At 67.1% G+C, this 12180-nt stretch carries 11 protein-coding genes; 5 read left to right on the forward strand and 6 right to left on the reverse strand.

Annotated elements, in window-relative coordinates:
* Position 1: 1 nt before the first annotated feature.
* From E5Z01_RS08125 to E5Z01_RS08140, 4 genes are all read right to left on the reverse strand, one after another.
* Entirely contained in the window at positions 2 to 940 is a 939-nt protein-coding gene (locus tag E5Z01_RS08125; RefSeq protein WP_167757827.1) for a UDP-N-acetylmuramate dehydrogenase, read from the reverse strand.
* On the reverse strand, positions 937 to 2361 hold the full coding sequence (gene murC / locus E5Z01_RS08130; RefSeq protein ID WP_135228908.1) for a UDP-N-acetylmuramate--L-alanine ligase: 1425 nt from the start codon (positions 2359 to 2361) through the stop codon (positions 937 to 939). Before murC ends, E5Z01_RS08125 begins: the two co-directional genes overlap by 4 nt.
* 5 nt (positions 2362 to 2366) lie before the next feature.
* A complete protein-coding gene (gene murG, locus E5Z01_RS08135) occupies positions 2367 to 3461 on the reverse strand; it encodes an undecaprenyldiphospho-muramoylpentapeptide beta-N-acetylglucosaminyltransferase (protein WP_135228909.1) in 1095 nt (364 codons plus the stop codon).
* A 73-nt stretch (positions 3462 to 3534) separates the two neighbouring features.
* Positions 3535 to 4638 (reverse strand): hypothetical protein, encoded by a 1104-nt coding sequence (locus E5Z01_RS08140; protein ID WP_135228910.1) that lies wholly within the window; start codon positions 4636 to 4638, stop codon positions 3535 to 3537.
* A gap of 181 nt (positions 4639 to 4819) precedes the next feature.
* Here E5Z01_RS08140 and E5Z01_RS08145 point away from each other — a divergent pair, with 181 nt between their 5' ends.
* From E5Z01_RS08145 to E5Z01_RS08165, 5 genes are all read left to right on the forward strand, one after another.
* Positions 4820 to 5851: an aspartate-semialdehyde dehydrogenase gene (locus E5Z01_RS08145; protein WP_135228911.1), complete on the forward strand. Its 1032-nt coding sequence runs from the start codon at positions 4820 to 4822 to the stop codon at positions 5849 to 5851.
* 327 nt (positions 5852 to 6178) lie between these two features.
* A complete protein-coding gene (locus tag E5Z01_RS08150; protein WP_135228912.1) occupies positions 6179 to 7936 on the forward strand; it encodes a proline--tRNA ligase in 1758 nt (585 codons plus the stop codon).
* A 283-nt stretch (positions 7937 to 8219) separates the two neighbouring features.
* Entirely contained in the window at positions 8220 to 8831 is a 612-nt protein-coding gene (locus E5Z01_RS08155; RefSeq protein ID WP_135228913.1) for a rhomboid family intramembrane serine protease, read from the forward strand.
* Between the two features lie 4 nt (positions 8832 to 8835).
* Positions 8836 to 9273 (forward strand): hypothetical protein, encoded by a 438-nt coding sequence (locus E5Z01_RS08160; protein WP_135228914.1) that lies wholly within the window; start codon positions 8836 to 8838, stop codon positions 9271 to 9273.
* 69 nt (positions 9274 to 9342) lie between these two features.
* Positions 9343 to 10182 carry a glutaminyl-peptide cyclotransferase gene (locus E5Z01_RS08165; RefSeq protein WP_119764926.1) on the forward strand — a complete coding sequence of 280 codons (840 nt, stop codon included), beginning with the start codon at positions 9343 to 9345 and terminating at the stop codon, positions 10180 to 10182.
* A gap of 72 nt (positions 10183 to 10254) precedes the next feature.
* On the opposite strand, the gene E5Z01_RS08170 is transcribed toward E5Z01_RS08165, so the two are convergent.
* On the reverse strand, positions 10255 to 11424 hold the full coding sequence (locus E5Z01_RS08170) for a cation:proton antiporter (protein ID WP_135228915.1): 1170 nt from the start codon (positions 11422 to 11424) through the stop codon (positions 10255 to 10257).
* A 108-nt stretch (positions 11425 to 11532) separates the two neighbouring features.
* Complete coding sequence (locus E5Z01_RS08175) at positions 11533 to 12063, reverse strand: cation:proton antiporter regulatory subunit (RefSeq protein WP_135228916.1); 531 nt, start codon at positions 12061 to 12063, stop codon at positions 11533 to 11535.
* Positions 12064 to 12180: the final 117 nt, after the last annotated feature.

Below are 12180 nucleotides of genomic sequence, written 5' to 3' on the forward strand. Positions count from 1 at the left end.
TTTACCTCGCCTCCGCCACTGGAGCCTGGGTCAGTTCCGGGCGCTCAGGCCACAGTTCATACTCCAGTTCCATGGGAACGCCCACCCTCGCACGGATCACTTCCAGCAACGCGTGAACGTCCGCGGCCGTGGCCCCGCCGAGGTTCACGATGAAATTCGCGTGCTCGGATGCGATCATGGCGTTCCCGACGCGCGTTCCTTTCAGTCCGGCCTCGTCGATGAGTTTTCCGGCGCTGACCTTATGCCCGTCCGGGAGGGTCGGATTTTTAAACGCGCAGCCGGGCGTCTTGTTCTTCGGCTGGCCTTTGCGGGCCTGGTCGGCGGCGTCCATGTTCGCCTGCACTTCGCCGGGCGTGCTGCGCCGCAGCTTCAGGCGCACGCGGGTGACGATGTGGTTGCGGGGAATGCCGCTTTGGCGGTAGCCCCAGTTCAGGTCGTCCGGGGTGACCTGTTTCACCCCGCCGGGCGTGGCGATCTCGATGGTGTGAAGACCGCCGAACATCTCGCCGAAGCGCGTTCCGGCATTCATCCACACGCTGCCGCCCACCTGACCGGGAATGCCCACCGTACCTTCCAGATTGGACAGGCCCAGCTTCTGCAGGGCCCGCACCAGCCCCGGCAACGGAACGCCGCCCCCCACCCAGCCGGTCACGATTTCCGCGCCCTCCGAAAGCTGTGGATCGGGCTCCAGATCACGCTCGGCGAACGGCCCGCTCAGGCGCAGGACGCGCTCCGGCACGCCACCATCGGCAATGACCAGGTTACTGCCGCCGCCCAGGATGCGGTACGGCTGCTCCATCGCCTCGGCGAGTTGCTCCTGCGTGGAGACGAACCACACTTCGGACTCGCCGCCCACGCCCAGCGTCGTATAGCGCGCGAGGGGCAAGCGCTCCACCCGGGCTCCGGTACGGCTCAGGCCTGACACGGCCTCGGGACTCATCTGGGCACTCCGGCGAGGTCGCGCGAGACCTGCCACACGTCCCCGGCGCCCATCGTGACGATCAGGTCGCGGGGCTGGGCGGTGTCGCGCAGGTGACGCAGCATGGCCGCCCGGCCCGGGTAATAGGTGATGTCGGGGTGGCCGTTTTCCTTCATGCGGTCGCTGATCAGCGTGGCGTGGATGCCCTCGATAGGGGCCTCGGACGCGGCGGCGATGTCGAGCAGCAGCACTTCGTCGGCCTGCATCAGCGCGTCGGCCAGTTTGGGCCAGCTTTGCTGGGTGCGCAGGTAACGGTGTGGCTGGAACACCACGCGCACGCGGCGACCCGTCTGCCGGCCGGCCTGCACGGCGGCGGCGACTTTGGTGGCGTTGTGCGCGTAATCGTCGATGATCAGCGCGCCATTGAGCTCCCCGATTTTCTGCCAGCGGCGTCCCGGCCCCCGGAAGGCCGCCAGGGCCGCGGCGCCCTGCTGGAAGTCCCCGCCGTACAGATCCACGACAGCCAGCGCCGCGAGGCCGTTCAGGACGTTATGCACGCCCGGCAGCCCCACGCGGCCTTCGCCCAGCACGCGGCCCCGATGGGACACCGTGAAGCTGGTGCCCTCCTCGTCGGGGCGCAGGTTCGTGGCGCGGTAGTCGGCATTCTCGGCCTGACCGTAGGTGAGGGTCGCCTGGGCGTCCTGGCACAGGCTCAGCAGGCCGGGCCAGTCGGCGCAGGCCAGCACGCGGTTCGCCTGCCCCACGAAGCGAGCAAACGCCGCGTGCTGCTCCTCGACGGTGGCCCAGTAGGTGGATTGATTGCCGCCCACGTGGTCATCCTCGGCGTTCGTGAACACGGCGGTGTCGCAGTGCAGGGCGGCGAAGTTCCTGTCGGATTCGTCCACCTCGGCCACGAACGGGCCACTGCCCACGCGGGCGTTGCTGCCGCCGAATTCCGGCACCTTGCCGCCCACGAACGCCGACGGGTCGAGGCCCGCGCCGTGCAGGGCGACGGCAATCATGCTGGTGGTGGTGGTTTTCCCGTGTGTGCCGATGACGCCCACGCTGGGGCCACCACGCAGCAACTCGCCCAGCAGGGCCATACGCGGGCGAATTTCAGCGCCCATCTTCCTGGCGGCCAGCAGTTCCGGGTGCGTTTTGGGCACGGCTTCGGAGGCCACGACCACGTCCACTTTGCCGAACGGCTCATCCAGGATGTGCGAGGCGTCATGATCCTGCGCCACGGGAATGCCCTCGTGGACAAGCTGGGCGGTCAGTTCGGTGAGGTGTTCGTCGCAGCCGCTGACGCGGTGGCCGCGGGCCACCAGCAGCCGGGCGAAGGCGCTCATGCCGATGCCACCGATGCCCAGCAGGTGATAGTGCAAGGGAGGGAGGGGCAGTGAACTCGAGAAAGTGGCGGCGGAAGTCTTGGAGTCAGTCATGGGTCTCAGGGGGTGGGGGAACGCAGGTGATGTTCGATCAGGTCAGCGAAGCGGGCGGCGGCACCCGGCTGGGCGCGGCGGCGGGCGGCTTCACGCATGGCGGCCAGGTTCCCCGGCTGCACACACTCTAACACCGCCTGCCCCAGCTTCCCGGTCACATCGGCCTGCTCGACCACGCACCCGGCCCCAGCCTGCTGCACACTGACCGCGTTGTGAAACTGATGGTTCTCGGCCGATTCGGGCAGGGGCACCATGATCAGCGGCACGCCGTGAAAGGCCGCTTCCGCGAGGGTGCTGGTGCCGGCCCGCGTGATCCCCAGGTGGGCGGCTGACCACGCAGCCACGGCGTCCACGAAGGGAGAAACGTGATACCACGGCAAATGCGCCACGCTGGGCGTGACCTGTTCGATCCAGCGCGGCCCGGTCTGGTGCAGCACCTGAACCGCCTGGCCGCCGTGCACCCCGCCGGGAAAAAGCCCTTCGAGGATGCCGGGGACGTTCTCATTCAGGAACAGGGAACCCTGCGACCCGCCCATCACCAGCAGCGTGAGGGGGCCGTCCTGCAGGCCCAGTTGCTGCAAGGCCTGGCGGCGTTCCAGGCGGTTTTCGCGGACCGGCATCCCGACCAGCGTGGCCTTTTGCAGATCCAGCCCCCGGACTTCCTGATACGACGTGCCCACCGCTTTGGCCCGCCCTACCGCGAGTTTCTGCGTAAGGCCCAGCAGGGCGTTCTGCTCGTGAAGCACTGTCGGAATGCCCAGCGACTGCGCGGCCAGAATGCCCGGCAGGCTGGCAAACCCGCCGTACCCCACCACCGCGCCGGGCTGGCGCCCCACCAGCACGCGGCGAGCCTGCACCACGCCCAGGGCCGCCCGCCACAGTTGACGCGGATCAGCCAGGCCCTGCCCACTGCGCGCCAGTTTCCCGGCGTCCACACCCACGAATTCCAGGCCCTGTTCGGCCGCGACCCGTTCCTCCATGCCGCCCCGCTGACCCAGCAGCAGGGACGCGTGCCCCCGCGCCATCAGTTCCTTTGCGGTGGCGACCGCCGGGTAAATGTGTCCGCCCGTGCCGCCCGTTGCCATGACCACCAGACTCATCGGCCAGCAGTGTAGAGCTTCATGACGTGAGGAAAGGCGGGATCACCCCTGCCGCGGTGGCCCGGGCAGTTCCTTACCAGTCGTGCGGCACGCTGGGCGTCACGTCCTGCGGCGCGGCTGGCCCTGTGGCGTGTGCTGTGGACTGCCCTGTGACCTGGCCTGTTCCCTGGGCTGGGCGCTGAGCATCGAGGAGACGGGCCACGCTGTTGGCGAAATTGCGCGCCCAGTAGACCAGCAGGGCCAGCAGGCCGTAGAGCAGCACGCCGGTCAGGCTGAATACAGCCAGTTTCTGCATGAAGTTACCGATCAGGCGCAGGGTTTCCACGTCGGGCGGGGTAGTCGCGTCGTTTTCCAGCACCCAGCCGAGGAAGGAGGGGAAAAAGGCCAGCAGGGCCGTTCCGGCCAGCGCGTTCAGCAGGCCGAGGATGATCAGGACAAGGGCAAAGATGAGCCAGCCGTCCAGACTGCGCGCGAAGGGCCGCACCGGGAAAGTGGTGGTATGTGTGCGGGTGACAACAGCGTCCAGCCAGCGTTTCACGGCGGCCAGGCCCAGCCAGGCGATGAGGGCGCCCGGCAGCATGCCGATCAGGGAGGCGATGACGCTGAACACGATGGGCAGCACTGTTTCAGCGGTATCGGCCCCTGTGCCCAGGCCCGCCACACTGAAGAGCACGCCGTAGAACAGCAGGGTCAGGACGCCCGTGATGACCGGGAACCACTGCCCCAGCGTGAGCCAGCCTCGCAGCGTGCCGGCCTGCCGGGTCAAGTCGTCGGCCTGGTCGTGGGTCGGTTCCAGCGTCCAGCGCTGAACCGCGGCCACCGCTTTGCGGATCACGTTCAGACACCAGACGTTGATGGCGCTTCCCAGAAGCGTCAGGCAAGCCGTGACCAGCCAGAACCAGCCGGGGATCTGCTGCAGGACATCCCGGAACTCCTGCTGCTCGGAAGGTGTCAGGGGCAGGCCCCAGCGCTGGGGCAGCTCAGGCAGAGCGCGTTCCAGCCAGACGCCAGCCAGCAGCCCCAGCACGGCGCCCAGGATGTTCAGCAGGATCAGGGACGTCAGTCCGCTCTGGAGACGCTGGCCGTTCACTGCTACGCCGGCGCGGGCCTGCTGCGCCTCATACGGCGTGACCGGCGAATCCACGAAACGGGCGGGCAGGGCCGGGGGCTTGATCATGTCTTCATGCTGCCACGGCGGATCAGGAGTTGAGGAGGCAAATTTCTTGACCCCCCACACCGCAGCCGTTACCCTGAGCGGCATGATGTCCGGCATGATCACCACTCTTCGGTAGGGCGGTGCCTGTGCTGGCAACCGCCCCGCAGGACATGCGCGGGCGGTTTTTTCTGGGGAGGAGAGGATGCGCGTAGCGATTGTCGGAGCCACCGGGGCCGTAGGACACGAACTGATGCAGGTGCTGGAGCAGTCCCAGCAGCGGGGCAGCCTGAAGATCGACGAGTTGCAGCTGTACGCTTCCCCGCGCAGCGCCGGGAAAACCCTGCCGTTTGGCGGGCAGGACTTGACGGTGCAGGTGACGCCCGAAGGCCCCATCGACGCCGACATCGTGCTGGCGTCGGCCGGCGGCAGTGTCAGCCTGGCGCTGGCGCACCAGTGGGCCAGTGAAGGGGCCATCGTCATCGACAACAGCAGCGCCTTCCGCTATGACGCCGACGTGCCGCTGGTCGTGCCGGAAGTGAACGGCCCAGAGGCCCTGAAGCACAAGGGCATCATTGCCAACCCGAACTGCACCACCGCCATCGCCGTGGTCGCGGTGGCCCCCATTCACCGCAAGTACGGCGTGAAACGCATGATCGTCAGCACCTACCAGGCCACCAGCGGCGCAGGCCAGAAGGGCATGGACGAACTGCTGGCCGAGACCCACAAGGTGCTGCACGGCCAGCAGGCCAGCCATCAGGAATTCGTTCACCCCATTCCCTTCAACGTGATTCCGCACATCGACGCCTTTCAGGACAACGGCTACACCAAAGAGGAAATGAAGGTCGCGTGGGAGACGCACAAGATCCTCGGGGACGACAGCATCAAGGTCAGTTGCACTGCCGTGCGGATTCCCACCCTGCGCACGCACAGCGAGGCCATCACGCTGGAACTGGAGCACCCGGCCACGCCCGATGAGATCCGCGAGTTGCTGAGCAGCGCCCCTGGCGTGGAAGTGCGTGACAACCCCGGCGGCAAGCTTTATCCCATGCCGCTGACCGCCAGTGGCAAGTACGACGTGGAGGTGGGCCGCATCCGCCAGAGCCTGGTGTTCGACGGCGGCATCGACCTGTTCGTGGCTGGTGACCAACTCCTGAAAGGCGCCGCGCTGAACGCCGTGCAGATCGCCGAGTACCTTCAGGAACACGGTGCCATCAAGCAAAAGGCAGGCGTGTAAGGCGGCCGTCACCGCCCAGAACCTGGGAACACCAGCACAGCAAGCCGGCGCTTCACGCGCCGGCTTGCTGTGCTGCACTTGACCGACCTCCCATTTCTCCCCTACCCTGATCGGCATGAGCGAGCAGATGACCCCCATGCAAGAGCGCATCGGTGCGGGCCTGCCCGTGCTCCCGCCACCCGCTGGGGTATAAGTCGCTTTTTTGACTGTCGTGGCGTCGAGTCGACCTCCGCCACAAACCGTTTTTCAAGCATTTTTGTGATGCGTTGACGCCGGGGCACTGTTGCGCTGTCGGCCGTCGGCCATCCGCCTTCCTGGAGGGAAGTCATGCAGTTATCTCAGGTTCTTTTTTCGACGCGGCGGGAGGCGCCGGCGGACGCGGAGACGCGCGGCACGCAGTTGCTGGTGAGGGCGGGGTTCGTGCGCAAGGTGGGCAGCGGCCTGTACGCCAACCTGCCCATGATGCAGCGCGTGCTGAACAAACTGGAAGGGCTGATTCGCAGCGAACTGGACGGGCTTTCGCAGGAGGTGAGCCTTCCGGTATTGCAACCCGAGGCGTTGTGGCGCGAGTCCGGGCGCTGGGAGACGCTGGCGCTGGCCGAGGGCATCATGTTCACGGTGGCTGACAGGGCCGGGCGTGCCCACGCACTGGCGCCGACGCACGAGGAAGTGGCGGTGGACGTCGTGCGCGGCCTGGTGCACAGCTACCGTGACCTGCCGGTCAGCGTGTACCAGTTCGGCCGCAAGTTCCGCGACGAATTACGCCCGCGCTTCGGGCTGCTGCGCACGCGCGAATTCGTAATGAAGGACGCCTACAGTTTCCACGCGGACGAAGCCGACCTGCACTCGCATTTCGAGGCCATGAGTGCCGCATACGCCCGCATCCTGACCCGCCTGGACCTGCAGTGGCGCGCGGTGGAGGCCGACAGCGGCAGCATCGGCGGGTCGGCCAGCCGCGAATTCATGGTGCTGGCCGACGTGGGCGAGGACGAGATTCTGTTCACGCCGGACGGCGAGTACGCCGCGAACATCGAAAGAGCAGTGTCCCTGGCGAGCGAAGCGCCGGACAGTCCCTTCCGGTCGTTTCAGAAGCACCACACGCCGGACACGCCGACGGTGGCGAGTGCCTGCGCCGTGCTGGGCTGCGAGGCGGCGTACATGATGAAAAACGTGCTGTACGACGCCGTGACCGCCGACGGGCTGCTGACGCCGGTATTGGTCAGTCTGCGCGGCGATCACTCCGTGAACAGCGTGAAACTCTGGAACGCCGTACAGCAAAGGCTTGAAGGCACACTGGTCAGTCTGGAGGTCGCGCAGACGGAGAAATGGGCGACAGGTGATCTGACGCTGGGCTTCATCGCGCCGGACGTGCCGGACAGCGTGATCGCGCGGCGCGACGGCGTCCGGGGAACCTTCCTGCGCCTGTGCGACTCGGAAGCCTCGAAACTGCGGCATTTTGCGACGGGTGCAAACGAAACCGACCATCACGTGACCGGGGCGAACTGGGGCACGGATTTTGCCCTGCCTGCGGTGGTGGACGTGAGGCAGGCGCAGGCGGGCGAACGGGCCGTGCATGACCCGGCTCAGGTTCTCCAGTCGGCGCGGGGTATCGAGATGGGTCACGTGTTTAAACTGGGCACGAAGTACAGCGCCGCCATGAACGCCACATTCACCGACGCGAACAACCTGGACAGGCCGTTCCAGATGGGGTGTTACGGCCTGGGCGTCACGCGGCTGGCACAGGCAGTGGCCGAACAACTCGCCGACGAGCGAGGCCTGAACTGGCCCGCCAGCATCGCCCCCTTCGATGTGATGCTGACCGTGGTGGACACCCAGCACCCGGCGCAGAGGAGGGTGGCCGAGCAGCTTTACGCCGAGCTGCGGCAGGCGGGGCTGGAGGTGCTGCTGGATGACCGCCCGGAACGCGCCGGAGCCAAGTTTGCCGACGCCGAACTGACCGGTATTCCCCACCGCGTGACCATTGGGCGCGGGGCCGAGCAGGACGAAGTGGAGGTAACCCACCGGCGTTCCGGCGAGCGGGTGACCTTGCCCACCACAGCGGTTCAGGCTTTCCTGCAAAAGTAAGCTTTTGCCCCCGAATAGCCCACCCTCGCCTGCGCCTTTTGAGCCACGCGGGGGTAGGGTGGCAGTCTGCGCGTCCTGTGCAGGTGGCCGGATCTGCGGCGGCGCAGGCGCTGGAGGTCGTCAAGAAACCGGATCGCCTGCGCCGGGCCTCTGCAACGCCGGGCTGCTGTGACGCAGAGCCTGTGTGACGCCGCGCCGCTGTCCTTTCTCTCCCCCTGGCCTTTTCCTGCCCTGTTCCGGAGCTTCCCACCCCAGGTTCACCGCCAGCAGTCACAATGGGGGCATGCAGCGACGCCCCGGCCAGGCCCTGACTCCGCACCGCCGCCCGCCCGTGGTGGAGGCCGGCGTGCTGACGACGCTGCTGGTGGTGGGCGTGTGGACGCAGGAATTGCTGGACCTGTTCGTGCTGGGCGGGCAGCTGGATTACTACGGCATCGAGCCGCGCCAGCCGGGCACCTTCTGGCACATCTTCAGCGCGCCGTTTCTGCACGCGGGGTTGCCACACCTGATCGCCAACACCGTGCCGCTGGCGGTGCTGGCCTTCATGAGTGCGCTGCGCAGCGTGGGGCGCTTCCTGGCGGCCACCTTCCTGATCGTGCTGATCGGGGGCACGCTGGTGTGGCTGTTCGGGCGCAGCAGCATTCACCTGGGGGCCAGCGAACTGATTTTCGGTTACCTGGCGTACCTGCTGGGCGTGGGCTGGTGGGAGCGCACCCCGGCCGCCATCGGGGTGGCGCTGGTGGCCCTGTTTTTATACGGCGGCATCCTGTGGGGGGTGCTGCCGACCAACCCGGTGGTGTCGTGGGAAGCGCACCTGTTCGGTTTCCTGGGCGGCGTGGTGGCGGCGCTGCTTCTCCATGGGCGTCGCAGGGGGCCAGGCAAACAAGTACCTTAGGAAGATGACCCGCTTACTGTTGGCGCTGCTGGTGGCCGGGCTCCTCCCCTGGTCGGCCGCGCAGGACGTGTCGGCGACCGATCTCAGCCGCCTGAAACCCCTGCCTTACGTGGTGGATCTGGCACCCCTGCCCGCCCAGACCCTGCTGCTGCGAAGCGTAACCTGCCAGGCCGACGGCAAGCCTGTCACCCAGGGCCGCCTGTACCTGGCGCAGCTGCCCGGCCACCAGGTGCGCGCCGCGCGCATCGAGTACAACGAGCAGGGCAAGTATGTGCTGGAGCACAGCACCACCTCCGAGAAGGCGTACCAGTATTACGCCCGCTACGTCACGCAGCAGCAGCCCTTCAGCGTCCTGACCATGAACACCCTGATCGGCATGTGGCGACTGTTCGGGATGCGTTTCAGGCTGGAGAACGTCACCTACCGCTGCGCCCTGACGTGAAGCGGCGCAAAAGCGCCCGGCCCGGTGGGCGTTTCACACATCCCGCGCGCTAGTGTCTACCATGTGAATATGCGGTTGCCCCCCTCATTCTTGCTGCCCTCACTTCTGCTGCTGTTCGCCGCCGTGTCCGCCGCGCCTGCTCCTGCTGCGGCCCCCGCCACCCTGAAGCCGGTGGTGGTGGCCCGTTACCCGCACGACCCCGAAGCCTTTACTGAAGGCTTACAGTACCTGGGGGCCGGCAATTACATCGAGAGCACCGGGGACGGGCCGGGCGGCAGCCCGTCGGGCGTGCGGCTCACGGACCTGAAGACGGGCCGGGTACAGCGCCAGATCAGGACGCCGCTGGCGGGGGCCTTTGGCGAGGGCGTGACGGTGCTGGGCGGCGCGGCCTACCACCTGACCTGGAAAGACGGCGTGGCCTTTGCGCTCGACGCGCACACCTTGCAGGAGTTCCAGCGTTACCGCTACAAGGGCGAGGGCTGGGGGCTGACCACCGACGGCCAGCAGCTGATCATGAGTGACGGTTCCCCCGTGATCGTGTGGCGCGCCCCGAAAACCTTCGCGGTGACGCGCTCGATTACGGTCACGGCGAACGGACAGGCTGTGAAGAACCTGAACGAACTGGAGTACGTGCAGGGACAGCTGTACGCCAACATCTGGCTGACCGACCGGATCGCGCGGATTGACCCGCAGACCGGGAAAGTCACGGCCTGGATCGACGTCTCCAGGCTCACGCGCGAAGCCAGCGCCGCTGCCGACAAACGCGGGCGCCCCCTGACCTTCGACGACGTGGCCAACGGCATCGCTTTTGTGCCGGAGCGCGGCACGCTGCTGCTGACCGGCAAACGCTGGACGACCCTCTTCGAGGTGCGCCTGCCCGGCGTGAAGGCCGAGAAACCCGCGAAATAAAGCGCCACTCTTTTTGGCAAAAGCTGTAAAAAAACCCCGCCGAAACAGGCGGGGTTCTTGCTGAGCAGTCGGCTATCCGCCCTGTGCTGGTTGCGGCTTCTTTCTTTCCAGCAGCGGCGCGAGCTGGCCGTCGAAACGGGCCAGCACCGGGCCGATGATGGCGGTGACCAGCACGTAAACGGCGGCCAGTGGCCCCAGCGTGGGCACGGTGGTCAGGCCCAGCCCGGCGATCAGGATGCTGAATTCGCCGCGTGGAATCAGGGTGGTGCCGGCGCGGAAGCGACCCCGCGTCTGCACGCCGGCGCGGGCGGCGCCCTGCCACCCCACCCAGAATTTGGTGAGGCTGGTGACCAGCGCCAGCAGCAGCGCCGGCACCAGCACGTCCGGCACGCGGTCAAGTTCCAGTTGCAGGCCGAACAACACGAAGAACACGGCGGCGAACAGGTCGCGCAGCGGCTCGATCTGGTGCCGGGCGCGCTCCGCCACCTCACCCGAGAGCGCGATACCCACCAGGAAAGCCCCGATGGCGGCGCTGACTTTCAGCAGGTCAGCCACGCCCGCCACCACCAGCACCAGGCCCAGCACGCCCAGCAGCAGCGCCTCGTTGCTCCCGACGTTCATGACGCGGCTCAGCACGTGCCCGTAACGCATCGCCAGGAAAAACGCCGCTCCGAAGGCCGCCAGCGCCACGAACAGGTTGAGCCCAACGGCGAGCAAGGTGCCGCCCAGCAGCAGCGCCGCCACCACCGGCAGATAAACGGCCATGACCACGTCCTCCAGCACGCACACCGCCAGAATGGTGGGCGTCTCGCGGTTCCCCAGGCGGCCCAGGTCGGCCAGAATCTTGCTGGCAATGCCGCTGGAAGTCAGGTACGTTACGCCGCCCAGCAGCACCGCGCCCAGCGCCGGAAAGCCCAGCAGCAGGCCCGCCAGCAGCCCCGGCGTGAAGTTCAGCGCGAAATCCAGCACGCCGATGCGGCTGTTGGCTTTCAGGTTGCTGCGCAGCTCGTCACTGGTGTATTCCAGGCCCAGCGTGAACAGCAGCAGCACCGCGCCGATCTCACCGCCGGTATGAATGAAATGCTCGGGCGCTTCGCCCAGGTGCATGACCACCTGCACCACGATGCCCGCGAGCAGGTACAGCGGAATGGGCGTAATGCCGATGCGCCCGGCCAGGCGGCCCACCAGCGCCAGCACCAGGATGACCGTGCCCAGTTCCAGAAAAAGTTGACCTAAAGGCAAAGATGCCTCCTTCGTAAGCGTGATGGAAATCGGGTAGAGGGCGAGTGGGTGTTTGACCGCCTAGCCTCTTCTTGCCCCTCACCCCGGCCCACTTTCCCCTCAACGCCGCTAACGGTTGGCGGCGTTGAGGGGGTGATCTTCGGGCAACTCGATGGGTTCGCCGTTCAGGAGCTTCGCAGCGCGTTTGACCCCGTTGGCGGTGCCCACGACCACAATGGTGTCCCCGGCCTGCAGGCGCATGTCCGGCCCCGGCGCGGGAATGGGTGTGCCGTCCCGGATGATGGCGACGATGCTGGCCCCGGTGCGGGTGCGCATCATGGTCTGTCCCAGCGGCATGCCGTGAAAGGGGCTGCGGGCATCGAAGGGCAGCCAGTCCATGGCCAGGCCCTCGATGTCCTGCATGCTGTCGGCCACCCGGCGCGTGACGGTGCTGCCGCCCATCAGGTCGGCGACCACGGCGGATTCCTCCTCGGTCAGCACCAGGCTTTTCTCGGTGGCGTCCGGGTCGTCCTTGCGCGACACGAACAGTTCGCGCCGGCCATCGCGGTGCGTAATCACGCCGATGCGTTTGCCGTAGCGGCCATCGAAGTCGTAACGCATGCCCACGCCAGGCAGGGGGGTTTCATCCAGTTTGACCATACCCTGAGCATACGGGATGCGCCCTGAGCACGCAGGATGGGCACCGAGCATCCGGCGTGAGTCCCAGCAGACGGAACGGCCCGCCCAGGGAGACCCGCCGGCGTGACGTCCCCCCTG

It is taken from the genome of Deinococcus fonticola, assembly GCF_004634215.1.
Classification (GTDB): Bacteria; Deinococcota; Deinococci; order Deinococcales; family Deinococcaceae; genus Deinococcus; species Deinococcus fonticola.

What these genes read in the sequence shown, in the direction of transcription:
- E5Z01_RS08125 (WP_167757827.1), bottom strand. Translation starts at nt 940, where the DNA reads ATGAGTCCCGAGGCCGTGTCAGGCCTGAGCCGTACCGGAGCCCGGGTG.
- murC (WP_135228908.1), bottom strand. Translation starts at nt 2,361, where the DNA reads ATGACTGACTCCAAGACTTCCGCCGCCACTTTCTCGAGTTCACTGCCC.
- murG (WP_135228909.1), bottom strand. Translation starts at nt 3,461, where the DNA reads ATGAGTCTGGTGGTCATGGCAACGGGCGGCACGGGCGGACACATTTAC.
- E5Z01_RS08140 (WP_135228910.1), bottom strand. Translation starts at nt 4,638, where the DNA reads ATGATCAAGCCCCCGGCCCTGCCCGCCCGTTTCGTGGATTCGCCGGTC.
- E5Z01_RS08145 (WP_135228911.1), top strand. Translation starts at nt 4,820, where the DNA reads ATGCGCGTAGCGATTGTCGGAGCCACCGGGGCCGTAGGACACGAACTG.
- E5Z01_RS08150 (WP_135228912.1), top strand. Translation starts at nt 6,179, where the DNA reads ATGCAGTTATCTCAGGTTCTTTTTTCGACGCGGCGGGAGGCGCCGGCG.
- E5Z01_RS08155 (WP_135228913.1), top strand. Translation starts at nt 8,220, where the DNA reads ATGCAGCGACGCCCCGGCCAGGCCCTGACTCCGCACCGCCGCCCGCCC.
- E5Z01_RS08160 (WP_135228914.1), top strand. Translation starts at nt 8,836, where the DNA reads ATGACCCGCTTACTGTTGGCGCTGCTGGTGGCCGGGCTCCTCCCCTGG.
- E5Z01_RS08165 (WP_119764926.1), top strand. Translation starts at nt 9,343, where the DNA reads ATGCGGTTGCCCCCCTCATTCTTGCTGCCCTCACTTCTGCTGCTGTTC.
- E5Z01_RS08175 (WP_135228916.1), bottom strand. Translation starts at nt 12,063, where the DNA reads ATGGTCAAACTGGATGAAACCCCCCTGCCTGGCGTGGGCATGCGTTAC.